The organism is Parasphingopyxis sp. (genome assembly GCF_052168275.1).
Lineage (GTDB): Bacteria > Pseudomonadota > Alphaproteobacteria > Sphingomonadales > Sphingomonadaceae > Parasphingopyxis.
In genome coordinates this window covers 15,284-31,878 of the sequence record NZ_JBQLZM010000003.1, presented here as the reverse complement: position 1 = coordinate 31,878, position 16,595 = coordinate 15,284, and the positions used below count along the sequence as shown (strand labels likewise).

General features: G+C 64.2%; 16 protein-coding genes. 10 read left to right on the top strand and 6 right to left on the bottom strand.

Going from position 1 to position 16,595, the window contains the following annotated elements:
• The first annotated feature begins 94 nt into the window (after nucleotides 1-94).
• The gene (locus ACTS1X_RS00290) at nucleotides 95-739 is read left to right on the top strand and encodes a helix-turn-helix domain-containing protein (RefSeq protein ID WP_442612386.1); all 645 of its coding nucleotides are present in this window, start codon (nucleotides 95-97) and stop codon (nucleotides 737-739) included.
• On the opposite strand, the gene ACTS1X_RS00285 is transcribed toward ACTS1X_RS00290, so the two are convergent.
• Complete coding sequence (locus ACTS1X_RS00285; RefSeq protein ID WP_442612422.1) at nucleotides 736-1,791, bottom strand: NAD(P)-dependent alcohol dehydrogenase; 1,056 nt, start codon at nucleotides 1,789-1,791, stop codon at nucleotides 736-738. The genes ACTS1X_RS00290 and ACTS1X_RS00285 overlap by 4 nt on opposite strands.
• Nucleotides 1,792-1,978: 187 nt before the next feature.
• Here ACTS1X_RS00285 and ACTS1X_RS00280 point away from each other — a divergent pair, with 187 nt between their 5' ends.
• Nucleotides 1,979-2,671, top strand: a complete 693-nt coding sequence (locus ACTS1X_RS00280; RefSeq protein WP_442612385.1) for a DUF4136 domain-containing protein — start codon at nucleotides 1,979-1,981, stop codon at nucleotides 2,669-2,671.
• Between the two features lie 41 nt (nucleotides 2,672-2,712).
• Nucleotides 2,713-3,144, top strand: coding sequence for a DUF2267 domain-containing protein (locus tag ACTS1X_RS00275; protein WP_442612384.1), 432 nt, complete (start codon nucleotides 2,713-2,715; stop codon nucleotides 3,142-3,144).
• 229 nt (nucleotides 3,145-3,373) lie between these two features.
• On the opposite strand, the gene ACTS1X_RS00270 is transcribed toward ACTS1X_RS00275, so the two are convergent.
• Complete coding sequence (locus tag ACTS1X_RS00270; RefSeq protein ID WP_442612383.1) at nucleotides 3,374-4,285, bottom strand: L,D-transpeptidase family protein; 912 nt, start codon at nucleotides 4,283-4,285, stop codon at nucleotides 3,374-3,376.
• Nucleotides 4,286-4,400: 115 nt separating this feature from the next.
• Here ACTS1X_RS00270 and ACTS1X_RS00265 point away from each other — a divergent pair, with 115 nt between their 5' ends.
• Nucleotides 4,401-5,003, top strand: coding sequence for a murein L,D-transpeptidase catalytic domain family protein (locus ACTS1X_RS00265; protein WP_442612382.1), 603 nt, complete (start codon nucleotides 4,401-4,403; stop codon nucleotides 5,001-5,003).
• Between the two features lie 25 nt (nucleotides 5,004-5,028).
• Here the strand turns inward: ACTS1X_RS00265 and ACTS1X_RS00260 are convergent, their stop codons facing one another.
• Nucleotides 5,029-6,000, bottom strand: a complete 972-nt coding sequence (locus ACTS1X_RS00260; protein ID WP_442612381.1) for a zinc-dependent alcohol dehydrogenase family protein — start codon at nucleotides 5,998-6,000, stop codon at nucleotides 5,029-5,031.
• Between the two features lie 175 nt (nucleotides 6,001-6,175).
• Here ACTS1X_RS00260 and ACTS1X_RS00255 point away from each other — a divergent pair, with 175 nt between their 5' ends.
• The 4 genes from ACTS1X_RS00255 to ACTS1X_RS00240 all read left to right on the top strand — a co-directional run bounded on the left by ACTS1X_RS00255 (nucleotide 6,176) and on the right by ACTS1X_RS00240 (nucleotide 10,813).
• Complete coding sequence (locus ACTS1X_RS00255) at nucleotides 6,176-6,955, top strand: STAS/SEC14 domain-containing protein (RefSeq protein ID WP_442612380.1); 780 nt, start codon at nucleotides 6,176-6,178, stop codon at nucleotides 6,953-6,955.
• A gap of 252 nt (nucleotides 6,956-7,207) precedes the next feature.
• The gene (locus ACTS1X_RS00250; protein ID WP_442612379.1) at nucleotides 7,208-8,404 is read left to right on the top strand and encodes an acyl-CoA dehydrogenase family protein; all 1,197 of its coding nucleotides are present in this window, start codon (nucleotides 7,208-7,210) and stop codon (nucleotides 8,402-8,404) included.
• 23 nt (nucleotides 8,405-8,427) lie between these two features.
• Nucleotides 8,428-9,567, top strand: coding sequence for an acyl-CoA dehydrogenase family protein (locus ACTS1X_RS00245; protein ID WP_442612378.1), 1,140 nt, complete (start codon nucleotides 8,428-8,430; stop codon nucleotides 9,565-9,567).
• A gap of 133 nt (nucleotides 9,568-9,700) precedes the next feature.
• The gene (locus ACTS1X_RS00240; protein WP_442612377.1) at nucleotides 9,701-10,813 is read left to right on the top strand and encodes a TIGR03032 family protein; all 1,113 of its coding nucleotides are present in this window, start codon (nucleotides 9,701-9,703) and stop codon (nucleotides 10,811-10,813) included.
• 28 nt (nucleotides 10,814-10,841) lie between these two features.
• Here ACTS1X_RS00240 and ACTS1X_RS00235 read toward each other — a convergent pair whose 3' ends face one another.
• The gene (locus tag ACTS1X_RS00235; RefSeq protein ID WP_442612376.1) at nucleotides 10,842-11,552 is read right to left on the bottom strand and encodes an arylesterase; all 711 of its coding nucleotides are present in this window, start codon (nucleotides 11,550-11,552) and stop codon (nucleotides 10,842-10,844) included.
• A 16-nt stretch (nucleotides 11,553-11,568) separates the two neighbouring features.
• Here ACTS1X_RS00235 and ACTS1X_RS00230 point away from each other — a divergent pair, with 16 nt between their 5' ends.
• Together ACTS1X_RS00230 and ACTS1X_RS00225 are read left to right on the top strand one after the other, a co-directional pair.
• Entirely contained in the window at nucleotides 11,569-12,270 is a 702-nt protein-coding gene (locus tag ACTS1X_RS00230) for an ABC transporter ATP-binding protein (protein ID WP_442612375.1), read from the top strand.
• The gene (locus ACTS1X_RS00225) at nucleotides 12,267-14,795 is read left to right on the top strand and encodes an ABC transporter permease (protein WP_442612374.1); all 2,529 of its coding nucleotides are present in this window, start codon (nucleotides 12,267-12,269) and stop codon (nucleotides 14,793-14,795) included. The genes ACTS1X_RS00230 and ACTS1X_RS00225 overlap by 4 nt, the downstream gene beginning before the upstream one ends.
• Nucleotides 14,796-15,048: 253 nt before the next feature.
• Here ACTS1X_RS00225 and ACTS1X_RS00220 read toward each other — a convergent pair whose 3' ends face one another.
• Both ACTS1X_RS00220 and ACTS1X_RS00215 read right to left on the bottom strand, forming a co-directional pair.
• Nucleotides 15,049-15,798 carry an SDR family NAD(P)-dependent oxidoreductase gene (locus ACTS1X_RS00220; RefSeq protein WP_442612373.1) on the bottom strand — a complete coding sequence of 250 codons (750 nt, stop codon included), beginning with the start codon at nucleotides 15,796-15,798 and terminating at the stop codon, nucleotides 15,049-15,051.
• 3 nt (nucleotides 15,799-15,801) lie between these two features.
• The gene (locus ACTS1X_RS00215; protein WP_442612372.1) at nucleotides 15,802-16,506 is read right to left on the bottom strand and encodes a TetR/AcrR family transcriptional regulator; all 705 of its coding nucleotides are present in this window, start codon (nucleotides 16,504-16,506) and stop codon (nucleotides 15,802-15,804) included.
• Nucleotides 16,507-16,595 lie beyond the last annotated feature (89 nt).

The window sequence follows — 16,595 nt, the reverse complement described above, 5'->3', positions numbered from 1 at the left end:
ATTCTGACGCGCCATAGGTATAAGCCCCGACTCCCCGACCCGGTTGGCGAACCGCACATTGCACTCGTTCGATTTCGACCCTCGGGAGGACGCCATGGAACCGGAATTCGCGGGAAACGTCATACCACTTCATCGGGAGCCTACCTGTCGCCGCACCCTTGCCGTTCATGTCTCGCCCGGACAGGCCCTGTTCTGGGAAGGCGACGAGGCGCGGCAGCTGTTCCGGATCGAGGCGGGCGTCGTTCGCAGCGTCAATTTTTCGTCGGAAGGCGAGCGGCAGGTCACCGGCTTCTTCTTTCCCGGCGATGTGATCGGAGTGCCGCTCGGCGGACGTTGCCGGTATACCGCCGAAGCGGTTACCGAGGTTCGCTATTCGACCCAGGGCGTCGAATGCTGGACCGAAGAATTGCGCTGCACGCAGAATCTCGACGACACGCTGTTCGGCACCGTTCGCTCCGAACTGGAAGCCAGCTATACGCGCAGCCTGCTGCTCGGCAGGCAAGGTGCGCTTGCGCGCATGTGTTCATTTCTCGCCGATGTCTGCGCACGGCTCGGTCATGGCGACGAAACGGTGTTGCCTATGCCGCAAACCGATATCGCCGCCTATCTCGCGCTGACCCCGGAAACCGTTTGCCGCTCCTTCCGGAAACTGAAGGATATCGGCGCCGTGCGGATCGAGAAGCATGACTGCATCCGCGTCGTCGATCCCGGGCGCATAATGGGCCTCGCCTCGCATTAGGGCGTAACGGCGATTTTCAATACGCCGTCGCGCTGATGCGCGAACAGGTCGTAGGCCGCTTCGATATCCTCCAGGTCGAACCGGTGAGTCACCAGCGGTTTGAGATCGATCCGGCCCGAGGCGACGACCTCGATCAGGCGCCGCATCCGCTCCTTGCCGCCCGGGCATAATGTCGTGACGATATGGTGATCCCCCAGTCCGGCCGCGAATGCGTCGACGGGCAGCGACAGTTTCCCTGAATAGACGCCGAGGCTCGATACCGTGCCGCCGGGCTTGGCGACACGCAGGCAGGCCTCGAAGGTCTGTTGCTTTCCCAATGCCTCGATCGCGACATCGACTCCGCGCTCCTGGGTCAGCTCCATGATCCGGTCGACGGGGTCTTCGGTATTGAAATCGATGACGACATCCGCACCCATCGCCTTGGACATGGCGATTCGTTCCGGCACGGTTTCCACCGTTATGATCCGCGTCGCGCCGCACAGTTTCGCGCCGGCGGTGGCGCACAGGCCGATCGGCCCCTGGGCGAAGATGGCCACCGTATCGCCGATCCGGATCCCGCCGCTTTCGGCGCCGGCAAAGCCGGTCGACATGATGTCGGGGCACATCAGCACCTGCTCGTCGCTCAGATGCTCGGGGACGAGCGTCAGGTTCGCGGCTGCATCGGGAACGAGCAGATATTCCGCCTGCGCTCCGTCGATCGTATTGCCGAACCGCCAGCCGCCGATGGCTTCGCCGCGGCATTGAGCGAGATGCCCGTCAAGGCAGGAAAAACACTGGCCGCATGGCGTGATCGCACCCGCGATCACCCGTTCGCCTTCGCGAAACCCTTTAACGGCCGAACCCAGCGCCGCGATGATGCCAACGGGTTCATGGCCCACCGTCAGGCCCGGCTCGACCGGATACTCGCCCTTCAGGATATGGACATCCGTGCCGCAAATCGTCGTTGTCGTGATTTTGATCAGGGCCTCGGTCGGGCCGATATCGGGAACCGGCTTGTCGTCGATCACGATCCGGCCCGGCTCCACGAAAACAGCGGCCTTCATCATCCCCATCGTCATCGCTCCCCCTCGAAATTACGCAAAACAGAACTGAACATCATGTTTGCATAGTGCCGGCTTTCGCGGCCCGGCGAATTGCGCAAAATCAATTGCGCGATCTAATTCCACCGCGGCGCGGCCCCGTCGCCGTAACTTGATCGAACGCAATCCGACGTCGGTCGAATGGCGGCATCATCGACATATGATGAATCATTCTCTGCCGTTCTTCCGTGCCGCCTTCATCGCCGTCATGGCCGCGCTGTTCGTGTCGGCCTGCACGCCGGGCGTATCGTGCGACGTGTACCGTCTTCATCGCTTGCCACCGCCCACCGGCGAGACGGTGGCGGTCGTCGCCGCCGATCCACGCGCGCAATCCAGTCTCGAGTTCGCGGGGTACCGCACGATGCTGGAGGAACGGCTCGCAAATGCGGGATACACGCCTGCCGCGGACGCCGGAAATGCCTCGCTCATCGCCGAGATCGACTATTCGATCCATGAGGGCGCGCCGCGGATCATCTCGTCCTGGCCGCGCTGCTCCTATCGCTATTATTACCGCAGCGGCGAGCCCTTCAATCCGCAGTGGTACGGCTATCGTTGCTGGGAGCCGCCGGTGGTTTCGACCGTCGCGCAATATGTGCGCGAGCTGCGGATGGACATTCGGTCGGCCGGCGAACCGCAATCATTGCCGCTGTTCGAGGGCCGCACGAAGAGCATCGGCATCAACAGCCGGTTGAACGAAATCATGCCGTATCTCGTCGCCGCCATGTTCGACAATTTTCCGGGCGAAAGCGGCCAGTGGAAGACGATCTTCATCGAGGAAGACGCGCTGGAGGCGTCGCCGGCCGCGATCGAAGTCGGCCGGCCGGCCGACGGCGCCTGTCCGGCCTATGGCTGAATCGTGCTTCGGCAAGGCCCAACAATCTGAGGAGATCAGCCATGAGTGCGCTGGGTTTGCGAATATTCGACAAGGCGGTTCAGGACGCCAATATCTGGCTCGACGAGCTGATGAAGCTGCTCGACTGGGATGACAAGAAGCGGGCGTATCGGTTGTTGAGATCGGCCCTGCATGTGCTGCGGGATCGCCTGCAGGTCAACGAGGCGGTGCATGTCGCCGCACAGCTGCCGATCTTGGTGCGCGGAATCTATTACGAGGGTTGGCGGCCCTCCAGTCCGCAAACCGACTACAAGCGTGCGGCCGAGTTCATCGATGCGGTGGAAGCCGCCTTCGATACCGATCCGAATGCCGATCCGGAGGCCGCGGTCCGCGCGGTGTTCGCGTTGCTGGATGCGCGTCTTTCGCCGGGCGAGGTAGACGACATCAAAAGTGGTCTGCCGCGCGATATCCGGGCGCTTTGGCCGGCTGGGTGATGGGGCCGGAAAAATTTTCGCGGGACTTGATCCGCGTCAATCGCGCGGCCCGCCGCCATCCCATAATCAGAACTGCCTGATGACGAGTCGAAGGCTATCCCGTTCTTCCCGTGCGCAAGCATAGCAGAGCGATGCCATTCGGCGATGACTCAACAGGTGGGGGCCTGCGGAAGGCTGGATCGGATTCCCAGCGGAACGAGATTCGGTCAAACCGCAGGCCCTTCACCTTTCAGACGCGACAGCGCGAATCCGCTTCCTCCATGTCCGCCTCGACCGCGCTCAGCTGCGCCGATCGCCGGTCGCGGTTATAGATGTCTGCGAAATAGCGGATCGTGCCGTCTTCGGCCGGTTCGGCCGTGAAATAGCCGATATAGACGGGGATCGGTTCGGGCAGGTCGATCCGCATCGTCTGGCCGGAAGCGACGATTTCGTCGGTGCGCGCCCGGTTCCAGCCCGGCCGTGCCGCCAGCAGCTCCGTTGCGAAACCCATCGCGTCGCCGACGCGGACACAGCCATGGCTGAGCGCGCGGACGTCCCGCTCGAACAAGGTGCGGTTCGAGGTGTCATGCAGGAACACGCTATAGGGATTGGGCATGACCAGCTTCATCAGGCCGAGCGCGTTGCCGGCGCCGGGCCTCTGCCGGTAGCGGCCGTCCTGGTAGACATAGCCGCGCTGCCGGGCTGCCGCCGGCCGGTTGCGGACCATCGAGGCGATGCCCTCGGCCGCGATACTGGCCGGGATTTCCCACCAGGGATTGAAGATCACGCCCGAAACTTCGGCCTGGAAAATCGGGGTTGGCGTGCGCGGCGTACCCACGATCACGCGCCAGCGGCCCATTTCGCGCCGGCCTTCCCACAGAGTGACTTCGAAGGCGGCCGCATTGACGATCAGATAGCGCGGCCCGAGCGAGGCGGGCATCCGCCGCCAGCGTTCGATATTGGCGGCGATCGTCGCGCGTCGCGCGGGATCGCTTTCCGCAGCATAGGCGTCCTGTAGCGCGGTCGGATACGGATGATCCGGCAACGCTGTCGTCTCGGTCGGAATGTCGGCGAGCGGGATTTCGGTCGATTCATCCTGCGCCGGGGCGGGCGCAGCGAGGCCGAGCGATATCCCGAACAGCGCGGAAATGAGCGTTTTCATCGGAACTTTCTCCGCCAAGCCGCTCATGCGGCAAATACGGGCTTCTACCTATAGGCAGGCGCGCGGGGGACAAAGATATTCCTTGGTTCATCGTCGTTTGGAGTGAGTGTTTTCGATGGTCAGAATTTCGCGCAGACAGTTTATCGCCGCGGGCGGCGCGCTCGCGGCGAGCATCCCGGCGGCCGCCACCGCCCCGGCAACGGCCGCAGCACCGACTGGAGATCTCGTCCAGCGAGCACTTGCCGCCCTGCAACGCCACCAGGACGCGATCGTCCATCGTGACGTGATCGGCGTCGCCGATTTCAACGCGCCGTCGCGCCTGCCGCGCTTTTCCATTATCGATCTTGCAAGCGGACGCACCGAGCGCCTGTTGGTAGCCCATGGCCGGGGATCCGATCCGTCCCATAGCGGCTGGCTGCAGCACTTCTCCAACGTGCCTGGGTCCGCCGCGACGTCCTCGGGCGCCTATCTGACCGGCCGGGCCTATTCGGGCAGCCATGGCCCGTCGCGCCGGCTGGCGGGCCTCGACCCGGAAAACAGCAATGCCGAAGCGCGCGCGATCGTCATCCATTCGGCCTGGTATGCCAATCCGGAAGTGGTCAGGGAGCAGGGCAAGCTCGGCCGCAGCGAAGGCTGCTTCGCCTTTTCGCAGGCCGATATCGCGCAGGTGCTCGATCGGCTCGGGCCCGGCAGGCTCATCTACGCCGACAAGGTCTAGGCGCCGGCGGCGGGGCCAACTCGCATCACGGGCATAATACGATAGCGCCGTCCACCTCGCCGGCGCGGAGCCGGTCGAGCGCGGTATTGGCGTCGCCCAACGGCAGCACCGTCACATGGGTCCGGACCGGAATTCTGGCGGCGATATCGAGAAAGGCCGCGCCGTCCTCGCGGGTCAGGTTGGCGACCGACCGGATCGAGCGTTCCTCCCAGAGATCGACATAGGGAAAGCCCGGAATGTCGCTCATATGGATGCCCGCGCAGACCACGCGGCCGCCCTTGCGCACCGCTCGCAGTGCCGTGGGAACGAGAGCGCCGACGGGTGCGAAGATGATCGCGGCGTCCAGTTCCGTCGGCGGCGTTTTGCCCGAGGCTCCGGCCCAGGCGCAACCCAATGCGCGGGCAAGTTTCTGGCCCGCCTCATCCCCCTCCCGGGTAAAGGCGTAAACGGTCCGGCCCTGCCAGATCGCCACCTGCGCCACGATATGTGCGGCGGCTCCGAATCCGTAAAGTCCGATTTCCGTGCCGTCGCCCGCCATGCCGAGCGACCGGTATCCGATCAGTCCGGCACAGAGCAGCGGCGCGGCATGGGCGTCGTCGAAGGCGTCGGGAATCGGCAGGCAAAATCGAGCATCGGCGACGACATGGCTGGCAAATCCGCCGTCGCGCGAGAATCCGGTGAAGACCGGGTCGTCGCACAGATTTTCCTGGTCCGAACGGCAATAGCGGCAGCGGCCGCACGTCTGCCCGAGCCAGGGAACGCCGATCCGGCCGCCCAGTGCGAAACCCTTCGCTTCCGGACCGAGGGCGGCAACCCGTCCCACTATCTCATGACCGGGAACGATCGGCAGATGGCCGTGAATATCCCCGTCGACGACGTGCAGGTCGGTACGGCAGACGCCGCAGGCCCCGATCTCGATGAGCAGGTCCCTACCTTCCGGAATCGGCATCGGCCGTTCGACCATGCCGAGAGCCCGGCCGGGTGTATCGAGTTGCATCGCACGCATGTTCGCCATCGGCATCGCTTCCCTTGGACGGTGCAGGTCATAGCATAGCGGCCCCGCAACTCCGCCCTTTTGAAACGCTCGAAGTTGCGTTGGGTCAAGTCGCCGGCAGCGGCGCCGCGATACCCTTGACCGATATATTCGACGACGATGCGAAAAGGAGGTTTAGATGCTGGAATTCCTGCCGAGCGCCGACGATGTGATCGTCGCGAAAATGGGCGGCCATATTTCCAAGGCCGAAATGGAGGAGATGTTCGACCGGATCGAGGCCGCGATCGCGGCGAACGAAAAGACCCATCTCTTCTTCGAGATCGGCGATTATGAGGGATTCGATACCGAAGGCTTCGGCCAGCAGATGGCGCGCGGCTGGCAGATGATCGGCAAGCTCGACCGGTTCGGGCGGGTCGCGGTCGTCAGCGACACGCGATGGATCCGCTGGGCGACGCGGATCGAAAGCGCCCTGCTGCCCGGCATCGCCTATGAAACCTACACGATGGACGAACGCGACCAGGCGCTGGCCTGGGTCGAAGGCCGGGAAGAATCGCCGCACCGCCCATCGTTCAAGATCATCGAGACCGACAATCCCGACGTGCTGGGATTCGAGTTGAACGGGAAAGTGTCGGCGGAGGAGCTCGACGCCGTGGTCGATCATTTCAAGGACCGGCTCGAAATCGGCAGACCCAAGCGGTTGCTGGGGCGGGTCAAAAGCTATCGCGGCCTCGCGCCGGCCGGCCTGATGGACGATGACTTCTGGGCGATGAAGCGCGACATGATACGGACGCTGGATCGCTATGCGGTGGTCGGCGCGCCCCGCTGGATGCAGACGATGATCGAAGCGCTGGATCCCATGTTCCGGATCGAGATTCGCTGCTTCGAGAGCGACGAGGAAGCCGACGCCTGGGCATGGCTCGAAGCGGAACCGCAGTCGGAACATCTGATCGCGGCCTGAAGAAACCTGGGGTTCGACCCGGCATTCAACGTCCGGCGTTCGTGTCTTTGCCTGGACGGGCGTTCGCGCAGGACTTCGGCGCTATGGCCGGTTCGCGATCGGCCCCTCTCGTTTGAGGGCCAATGCGATCGCCGGGCAAACGGCGCAATCACGTACAATCTGTCCTACACGCTTGACTATGCCGGTCCCGGCAAGTCAGTGAGTAGGTTGTTTCCTGCAACGGTTCGGTTTCAGAGCGAGGAGAGCTGCCCGATGAACCTCGAATTCAGCCCCGAAGAGCTGGCGTTTCGCGACGAAGTGCGCGCCTTCATCGAAGAGAATTATCCCGACCATCTCCGCAATATCGGATTGCGCGAGGATCTCGATCGCGAGGACATGCTCGCCTGGCACAGGATTCTCGGCGAGAAGGGTTGGTCCGTTCCCTCCTGGCCGGTCGAATATGGCGGCACCGGCTGGACGCCGACCCAGCGCTATATCTGGTCGGAGGAAAATGCCCGGGTGAACGCGATCATGCCGCTGCCGTTCGGCGTGTCGATGGTCGGGCCGGTCATCTACAGCTTCGGCAGCGAGGCTCTGAAGGAACAGCATCTTCCGGGTATCCGGAGCGGCGACGTCTGGTGGTGCCAGGGCTATTCGGAACCTGGCGCCGGGTCCGATCTGGCTTCACTCAAGACGACGGCGGTGCGGGACGGCGATCACTATGTGATCAACGGCCAGAAGACCTGGACGACGCTGGCGCAATATGCCGATTGGGGCTTTTTCCTGTGCCGGACCGATCCCGACGCGGCGCGGCCGCAGGAAGGCATCAGTTTCATCCTCGTCGACATGAACACGCCGGGGATCGAGGTCCGGCCGATCAAGCTGATCGACGGCGGCTACGAGGTCAACGAGACGTGGCTGACCGACGTCCGTGTGCCGGTCGAAAATCTCGTCGGCGAAGAGAATAAGGGCTGGACCTATGCCAAGTTCCTGCTTGCCCATGAGCGCTCCGGGATCGCCGGCGTCGCGCGCTCGAAGCGCGGCGTGGAGCAGCTGCGCGAAATCGCGAAAGCCGAGATGCTCGACGGCGAACCGCTGATCAGCGACTTCGATTTCGCGCGCAAGGTGAGCCAGCTTGAAATCGATCTGGCGGCGCTCGAGATTACCGAGCTCAGGACCTTGGCCGGCGAACAGGCCGGGCGCGGCCCGGGTCCGGAAAGTTCGATCCTGAAAATCAAGGGCACCGAGATCCAGCAGCGGCTGACCGAGCTGACACTCGAGGCGGTCGGCCATTACGGAACGCCCTATTATCGCGCGGTCGCCGATGCCGGTTCGAACGAATATCCGATCGGACCCGATTATGCCCAGCATTCGGCCGCGACCTATTTCAACATGCGCAAAACGTCGATCTATGGCGGTTCGAACGAGATCCAGCGCAACATTATCACCAAGATGATTCTCGGCCTGTAAGGCCGGAACCCGGGAGAGCATTTGTGGATTTCAACTTCACCGAAGAACAGGAAATGGTGCGCGACAGCCTCGCCCGGATGGTGCGCGAGCAATATGATTTCGACACGCGCCGTTCGGTCGTGGAAAGCGAAAGCGGCTGGCGGCCGGAAATCTGGGCGCAGCTTGCCGAACTCGGGCTGCTCGGCATGCCGTTTTCCGAGGCGGACGGCGGGTTTGGCGGCAGCGCCGTCGATTCGCTGATCGTGATGGAGGAGTTCGGCAAGGGCCTCGTCGTCGAGCCGTTCGTGCCGACCGTCGTCTGTGCCGGCGGGTTCTTCAAACATGCGGGCAGCGATGCGCAGAAGGCCGAGCATCTCGCCGGAATCATCGACGGCAGCCGGGTCTTCGCCTTCGCCTATGCCGAACCCCGCGGCCGCTACGATCTGGCCGATCTCGAAACGACCGCCAGGCGCGATGGCGACGGTTATCTCCTCAGTGGGCACAAGGCCGTCGTGATCGGCGCGCCCTGGGCCTCGCACCTGGTTGTGACCGCCCGGACGAGCGGCGAGCGGCGCGACCGGGAGGGTATTTCCGTCTTTATCGTGCCCAAGGATGCCGACGGCGTGACGACGCGCGACTATCCGACCGTCGACGGGCGGCGCGCATCGGAAGTCTATTTCGAGAATGTCGCGGTGCCGGCCGAAGCGCTGATCGGGGAGGAGGGCGCAGCCTTGCCGCTGATCGGCCGCGTCGTCGATGAAGCGATAGCGGCGCAGTGCGCCGAGGCCTGCGGCGCGATGAAGGTCGCGCATGAAATGACCGTCGAATATTCGCGCCAGCGCAAGCAGTTCGGGATGCCGATCGGCAGCTTCCAGGTGCTGCAGCATCGCATGGTGGACATGTTCATGGAATATGAGCAATCGGTCTCGATGACCTATCTCGCCACGCTTCGGCTGGACGATGAGCCCAAGGAGCGAAAGCGAGCCGTGGCGAGCGCCAAGGTCCGGGTCGGCCAGGCGGCGCATCATGTCGGACAGGAGGCGATCCAGATCCATGGCGGCATGGGGATGACCGACGAGCTCGCGATCGGCCATTATTTCAAACGGCTGACGATCTTCGACTCCGAATTCGGAAATGTGGATCACCATATGAAGCGCCATGTCGCGCTGTCGGCGGCAGGCTGAGCCGTCGGCCGAGGTTTGCGTTTCGCGAAGCGATCCGGAGCCGGGTGCTCGCATGGCCTTTTAGGCGCGTTGCCGATAACCCGTCTCGAGGTCCGGCGATTCCCGGACCTGTGAGCGCGGGAGGACCGGATCCATGACCGACACGACCGATACCGGGGAAGCGGCGCGGGCGGCGGAGGATGCCGCCAAGGGCGAAAGCAAGATATCGGTATCGCGGGGCATGGCGGACTGGCTAATCTCCAACCGGGCGAGCCTTGCCTTCACCTCCTATCAGACAGGCCAGTTGTTCCTCGTGGGCGTGACGCCGCAGAACAAGGTTTCGTTCAACCAGCAGCATTTTTCGCGTGCCATGGGCGTCTGCTACCGGCCGGGGAGGCTCTATGTCGGTAGCCTGTTCCAGGTTTGGCGGCTGGAGAACATGCTGATGCCGGGTCAGCTGGCGAACAAGCAGTTCGACATGGCGCTGATCCCGCGCAACGCGCAGACGGTCGGCGATGTCGACGTTCACGAGGTCGGCGTGACGGCGGACGGGCATGTGCTGTTCGTCAACACCAAATATAGCTGTCTGAGCCAGTTCGATCTCACGCACAGCTTCAGGCCGATGTGGAAGCCGCCCTTCATCTCCAAGCTCGTCGCAGAGGACCGCTGTCACCTCAATGGCCTCGCAATGGAGGCGGGGCGGCCACGCTATGTCACGGCGGTCAGCCGCTCGGATACCGTCAATGGCTGGCGCGAACGGCGGCACGAGGGCGGAGTGCTGATCGATGTCGAAACGAACGAGATCGTGACCGAACAGCTCTCGATGCCGCACAGCCCGCGCGTCCACGACGGACAGGTCTATGTGCTTGATTCGGGGCGCGGTCAGCTGGTCCGGATCGATCCGGAGAGCGGCGGGCGGACCGACATCGCATTCTGCCCGGGCTTCCTGCGCGGCCTCGCCATCCATAACGGGCACGCCATCGTCACGATCTCGAAACCGCGCGACGGCAGCTTTCAGGGGCTGGAACTCGACGGAGAACTCGAAAAGCGCGACAGCGAACCCTGGTGCGGCGTGCTGGTCGTGAATCTCGCCAATGGCAGCATCGCCGAATGGATCCGGATCGACGGCCATATCGCCGAGCTGTTCGACGTGGCTGCGATGCCGGGCGTGCGCTGTCCTATGTCGGTCGGCCCCGACACGATCGAAATCCGCAACACGCACAGCTTCGACGCCCAGGCGCTCGACGCGCCGGAAAAGAGCATCTGAAAAGCGAGGGCAGGCGGGCCAGCACCGGCTACTGGCGGGCGATCTCCGAACCCACAAGCGGCCCCACACGTTCGACGATCGCGTCGATACCGTCCGCATTGGGGTGGATGCCGTCGGGCAGCATCAACCCGGGCTGCTGGATGACCCCGTCGAGGAAGAAGGGGTAGAGCGGGACGTCGAACCGTTCGGCAAGCTCGGGATAGATCGGGTTGAATGCGTTTCCGTAATCCTCGCCCAGATTGGGCGCCGCCACCATCCCGGTCAGCATCGCATCGATGTCGCGATCATCGAGCTCTTCGAGGATCGCGACGAGATTGGCGCGGGTCTGGTCCGGGCTGATCCCGCGCAGCATGTCGTTGCCGCCGAGACCGACGATGACGAGGTCCGGCCTGGCATCCAGCCCGTCAAGCGTGAAGGCCAGCCGCTGCCGGCCCGCCGCCGTGGTGTCTCCCGACACGCCGGCGTTGACCACCCGCACCGACAGGCCGCGCTCGCCGAGCGCGCGCTGCAGTTCGGGCGCGAAGCCTTCGTCCTGGTCCAGGCCATATCCGGCATAAAGGCTGTCGCCGAACGCAACGATCAGATGGTCGTACTCCGCCCCGCCCGGCGCGGCGGCGTCGGTATCCGCGCCGACATTTCGATCAACGGCCTGTTCGTTCCTGCTGCCGTCGTCCGCGCACCCGGCAAGCGGTTGGACAACAATCAGCAATGCGGCATAGAGGCACAGTCTCACGGTCAAGGATTATCCTTTCCACATGTCAGAAACCGACAGCGATCCCGCTATCGCAATCCGCGCCACCAATGTCACGCTGTCGCTGGGTACCCAAGCCGCGCCGGTCGACATCCTGCGCGGCATCGATCTTGAAATAGTGTCGGGGGAGAGCCTGGCCATTCTCGGGCCATCGGGCTCGGGCAAGTCCTCGCTGATGGCGATCCTGTCGGGCCTCGAACGCGCCAGCGGCGGCGCGGTGACCGTCTCCGGCGTCGACTTCACCGCGCTCGACGAGGACGGACTTGCGCGCGCCCGGCGCGGCCGGATCGGCATCGTGTTGCAATCCTTCCACCTGCTGCCGACGATGACGGCGCTCGAAAATGTCGCGGTGCCGCTTGAGCTGGCCGGGATCGCCGACCCGTTCGCCGTCGCGACGGCGGAGCTGGAGGCGGTCGGCATCGGCCACCGGCTCGGCCATTATCCGACCCAGCTTTCCGGCGGCGAGCAGCAGCGCGTCGCGATCGCCCGCGCCCTCGCGCCGGGGCCGGGCATCGTGTTCGCCGACGAGCCGACCGGCAATCTCGATGCGGCGACCGGCGGTTCGATCATCGACGTGCTGTTCGAACGCAAAGCGGCGGCGGACTCCACCCTCGTGATCATCACCCATGACGTCAGCCTGGCGCAGCGCTGCGACCGTATCGTCGAGATGAAGGACGGCCGGATCGTTTCGGACCGCCGGCCATGAAACCGCTCGGCTGGCGAGCGAGCGCGAGGGTCGCCTGGCGGGACCTGAACGGCGGCTTCCGGGGCCTCCGGCTGCTGTTCATCTGCCTGTTCCTCGGCGTCGCGACGCTCGCCGCGATCGGCAGCCTGACGGCATCCATAACCGGCGAGCTGTCGGCGCGCGGTCAGACGATGCTCGGCGGCGATGTCGAGATTGCGATGACGCAGCGGGAAGCCGATCGCGACGAGCTGGCGGCGATGCGGGAATTGGGCGAACTCAGCGAAACCATCCGGATGCGCGCGATGGCCCAGTTGGCCGATACCGATCCGTCGGCGGACGGCCCGCAGGCGGTATTGAGCGAGCTCAAGGGCGTCGACGGCGCCTATCCGCTTTATGGCGATTTCGTTCTGCAGGGCGGTGTTCTGGACGAGCCGCTCGCGCCCACTGAAATGGTGATCGGCCAGTCGCTTGCCGACCGTCTGCAGATCGAACCGGGAGAATCGCTGCGGTACGGAACCGCGACCTTCACCATCCGCGACGTGATCGCCGACGAGCCGGACCGGGTGGGCGAGGGGTTCACGCTCGGCCCGGTCGCGATCACCTCGATCGAGGGGCTGAGACGCACCGGCCTCATCCAGCCGGGCAGCCTGTATGAAACCAAATATCGGATCCGGCTCGCGCCGGGCACCGATCCGGCGGCGACGGTCGACGACCTTCAGGACCGCTTCCCGTCGGCCGGATGGGAATTCAAGGATCGCGACCGCGCCTCGCCCGGGGCGTTCCGCTTCTTCGAGCGCATGGGGCAGTTCCTGTCGCTGATCGGGCTGACCGCGCTGATCATCGCGGGGATCGGTGTCGGCAACGGCGTGGCCTCCTATCTCGGACGCAAGCGCCCTGGCATCGCGACCCTCAAGATACTCGGCGCGACCTCGGCCGATATCGCGCGGATCTATGCCGTCCAGATCGGCATCGTTGCGCTGTTCGCGATCGTCTGCGGACTGGCCGTGGGCGCGCTCGCGACGCCGCTGATCGTGACGGCGCTCGGCGACCTGTTGCCGGTCGCGCCCGGCATATCCCTCCATCCCGCACCCTTGGCGGTCGCTGCGGCCTATGGGCTGCTGATCGCGACGATGTTCGTGCTGCCGCCGCTCGCCCGCGCGCGCACCGAACCGGCCGCCGCGCTGTTCCGCAGCCTGGTCGAGCGGCACGCCGCGGTTGACGGAAAGACGCTCCTGCGCGTTGCGCTCGCCGCGGCGGCGATCGTCGCGATCGCGCTGATGAGCGCGCGCGAGACGATGTTCTCCGCGGTCGTGCTGGGCGCCACCGGCGGCGCGCTGCTGCTGCTCTACGCGCTCGGCTGGGGCGTGCGCGGCCTGGCGAGGCGATTGCCGCGACCGCGCAGTCCGATACTGCGCCTGGCCGTCGCCAATCTGCACCGGCCGGGTTCGCAGGCCCCGGCCATCGTCATCGCGCTCGGCCTGGCGCTGACGCTGTTCGTCACATTGGCCGCGATCCAGACCAGCCTCACCGCCGAAATCCGCGACACCGTGCCCGAGCGCGCGCCAGACCTGTTCGTGCTCGACATCCCCGTCGCCGAGGAAGACGAGTTCCGCCGCATCATCGGGGAGCAGGATGGCGATACCCAGATCAATCTCGTGCCGACCTTGCGCGGGACGATCGTCGAATATGGCGGGCAGCGGGTCGCCGATCTCGACGAACTGCCCGATGGCGCCTGGTTCCTGCGCGGCGAGCGGGGCGTGACGTACAGCGACGTCCTTCCCGAGGGGAGCGAGTTGACCGACGGCCAATGGTGGCCGGCCGATTATGACGGGCCGCCGCTCGTCTCGCTCGACGAGGAGGCGGCGCGGGTAATGGAGGTCGGGCTCGGCGATACGCTGGTCGTCAGCATCCTGGGCCGCGAAATCGAGACCGAGATCGCCTCGCTGCGCGAGGTCAACTGGGACACGATGGGCTTCAACTATATCCTGGTGATGTCGCCGAGCGCGCTGCGCGACGCCCCGCATACGCTCGCCTCGACCATATCGCTCGACGGCGGGGACGAGGCCGCGCTGTCGCGCGACATCCTGTCCACCTTCCCCTCGGTCTCGATCATCGAGGTCCGCGAGGTCATCGGTCAGGTCACGGCGCTGCTCGGGCAGATGGCGGCGGCGATCATCGCCGCGGCGACGGTATCGATCATCGCGGGCATCGCCGTCCTGATCGGGGCGATCGCCGCATCCAACGAGGCGCGCAGCTATGACAGCGTGATCATGCGCACGCTCGGCGCGACGCGCGGCCAGATCCTGCTGACCCAGGCGATCGAATATGCGCTGCTCGCGGCGGTGCTCGCCGTCGTGGCGCTCGCACTCGGGCTGCTCGCCGGGTGGAGCGTGATCGTGCAGATCTTCGAATTCGGCTGGACGCCCGACTGGTTCGTGGTTCTGGGGACGTTGGCGGCGGGCACGCTGCTGACCCTGGGGATCGGCCTGATGAGCGCATTGCCGCTCATGTCGGTCCGCCCCGCACGGGCCCTGCGGCAGCTATAGCCTCTCGTTTCCGGCCTGTTCACGGTCTCGGGCCGCTGCGATTTCGGTAATGGCTGGACGCTGTCCGGCAAAACCCGGGCGCTGCTCGCTTCAGACTAGCAATCTATCGCCGAATCCATCTCCATCGGATGGCGGTTCTGAACCGCGGCGGCCGGCACGCTCGGCAGGCGCTGCGGAATGTAGAAAAGTGAACCGTTGCAGAATTCCCGCGACCGAAACGACCATTGGCATGCGCAGCAGGGGATCGATTGTCTTAAGCGCTGTAACCGCCATCAACGGCGATTATCTGGCCGTTCATATAGGCCGAACCCGCACCGACGAGAAACGCCGCAAGGCTAGCCACCTCTTCGGGCTGGCCCATGCGCGGTATCGGTGTGCGGTCCATGCAGAGCTCGATCACTCCCCTGGCCGTTTCGTCAACCTCGAATGACGAGTGGACAATACCGACATCGATCACCCCCGGCGCGATACCGTTTAACCGGACCCCGCTGTCGCCGACCTCTCTCGCAAATTGACGGATCATCCCCATGATGGCGGTTTTCGGGATCCCGGACATTCCGTCATTTTCCAACGTCCGCAGAACCGCGGTCGTCAGTAGTTGAACGATTGATCCGCCGCCGCGACTGGCCAGGTGTCGCATGCCGGCCGACAGGACATGAAACGCGCCAAGCACATCCGTATGCATGATGCTCCAGAATTGCTCGGCGGATATATCTTTAAGAGGTCGCAGCGGTATTGCCGGCCCCGTGGCGTTAACGATTCCCGTCAGTTCGTTGGCGGCTTCGTCACTGAAGAAATTTTCAACCGAGCCCTCGTCCCGTATGTCGATCTGTCTCACATGGATACGAGCCCGAGCGGAGGCGAGTTCTTTCGCCAGTGCTTCCGCTTTGTCAGCGTCGGCGTGATAGCCGAGAAGAATATCGGTCTCTTCAGCGACCAGCTTTCGGACGATGCCCCCGCCCAAACCGCCGGTTCCGCCTATAACCGCTACTGTGCCAGACATGATCTATCCTTTCTTGACTGATGACGATTCGGTGGTCCGCGCGAAGCCGTTATCGCTCGGATCGATCTGATAGCGATGGCGCAGAGTCGTCTTGAAACCCTTTAATGCATCGACGATTTCGATGTCGGCGGGGCTGACCATCCATTGGTAGATGATGCCGAAGATAAACGCGAGATACTCTTCGGCCACGGTTTTCGGGTTAATGTCAGGCGCTACGCAGCGTTCCGTGATGCCGCGCCTGAGCCAGCGTTCCACATCATTGCGATAGGCCGTGTGGTGCCCTGCCAGGCGCTCCCGTATCCTCGAGTGACTCGCAATCGATTCGAACCAGAGCACGTAGATCGCCTTCATATGATTGGGGTCTTCACGCAAAAAATCGCAGACAACGTCCAGTCCCGTGCACAGGGCGTCGATGCCTGCGCCTTTGTCGACCGCCCGCGAGATTGCCTGTCGCCACTTGGTATTGAACTCGATGATGAGCCGCTCGAACAAAAACTCCTTGGTGCCGAAACGATTGCCTGCCAGCCCGCGGCTGAACCCGGCGCGCTCTCCGATTTCCTTGAGCGTGGTGTTCTGAGCGCCGTTTTCGCAGATTAGCTGGAGCGCGACGGCGCACATTTTCCGGTCGGAGCGCGCCGTGCGCTCTTCCTGGGTGAGCCGTTCCACAGCGGCTTTGACTGACCCCTTTTTCACGCTTCTGGCGCCCATTTTTCAATCTCCATGATTATCTTCGTAATTTACATGCTTGTCGCAAGCAAGTAAAAGTGCTTCAAATAGGGAACCAGGCAAGCCGCGTG

Excerpts from the sequence above, each read along its gene's own strand:
- ACTS1X_RS00290 (WP_442612386.1), top strand. The coding sequence starts at position 95 with ATGGAACCGGAATTCGCGGGAAACGTCATACCACTTCATCGGGAGCCT.
- ACTS1X_RS00285 (WP_442612422.1), bottom strand. The coding sequence starts at position 1,791 with ATGGGGATGATGAAGGCCGCTGTTTTCGTGGAGCCGGGCCGGATCGTG.
- ACTS1X_RS00280 (WP_442612385.1), top strand. The coding sequence starts at position 1,979 with ATGATGAATCATTCTCTGCCGTTCTTCCGTGCCGCCTTCATCGCCGTC.
- ACTS1X_RS00275 (WP_442612384.1), top strand. The coding sequence starts at position 2,713 with ATGAGTGCGCTGGGTTTGCGAATATTCGACAAGGCGGTTCAGGACGCC.
- ACTS1X_RS00270 (WP_442612383.1), bottom strand. The coding sequence starts at position 4,285 with ATGAAAACGCTCATTTCCGCGCTGTTCGGGATATCGCTCGGCCTCGCT.
- ACTS1X_RS00265 (WP_442612382.1), top strand. The coding sequence starts at position 4,401 with ATGGTCAGAATTTCGCGCAGACAGTTTATCGCCGCGGGCGGCGCGCTC.
- ACTS1X_RS00260 (WP_442612381.1), bottom strand. The coding sequence starts at position 6,000 with ATGCAACTCGATACACCCGGCCGGGCTCTCGGCATGGTCGAACGGCCG.
- ACTS1X_RS00255 (WP_442612380.1), top strand. The coding sequence starts at position 6,176 with ATGCTGGAATTCCTGCCGAGCGCCGACGATGTGATCGTCGCGAAAATG.
- ACTS1X_RS00250 (WP_442612379.1), top strand. The coding sequence starts at position 7,208 with ATGAACCTCGAATTCAGCCCCGAAGAGCTGGCGTTTCGCGACGAAGTG.
- ACTS1X_RS00240 (WP_442612377.1), top strand. The coding sequence starts at position 9,701 with ATGACCGACACGACCGATACCGGGGAAGCGGCGCGGGCGGCGGAGGAT.
- ACTS1X_RS00230 (WP_442612375.1), top strand. The coding sequence starts at position 11,569 with ATGTCAGAAACCGACAGCGATCCCGCTATCGCAATCCGCGCCACCAAT.
- ACTS1X_RS00225 (WP_442612374.1), top strand. The coding sequence starts at position 12,267 with ATGAAACCGCTCGGCTGGCGAGCGAGCGCGAGGGTCGCCTGGCGGGAC.
- ACTS1X_RS00220 (WP_442612373.1), bottom strand. The coding sequence starts at position 15,798 with ATGTCTGGCACAGTAGCGGTTATAGGCGGAACCGGCGGTTTGGGCGGG.
- ACTS1X_RS00215 (WP_442612372.1), bottom strand. The coding sequence starts at position 16,506 with ATGGGCGCCAGAAGCGTGAAAAAGGGGTCAGTCAAAGCCGCTGTGGAA.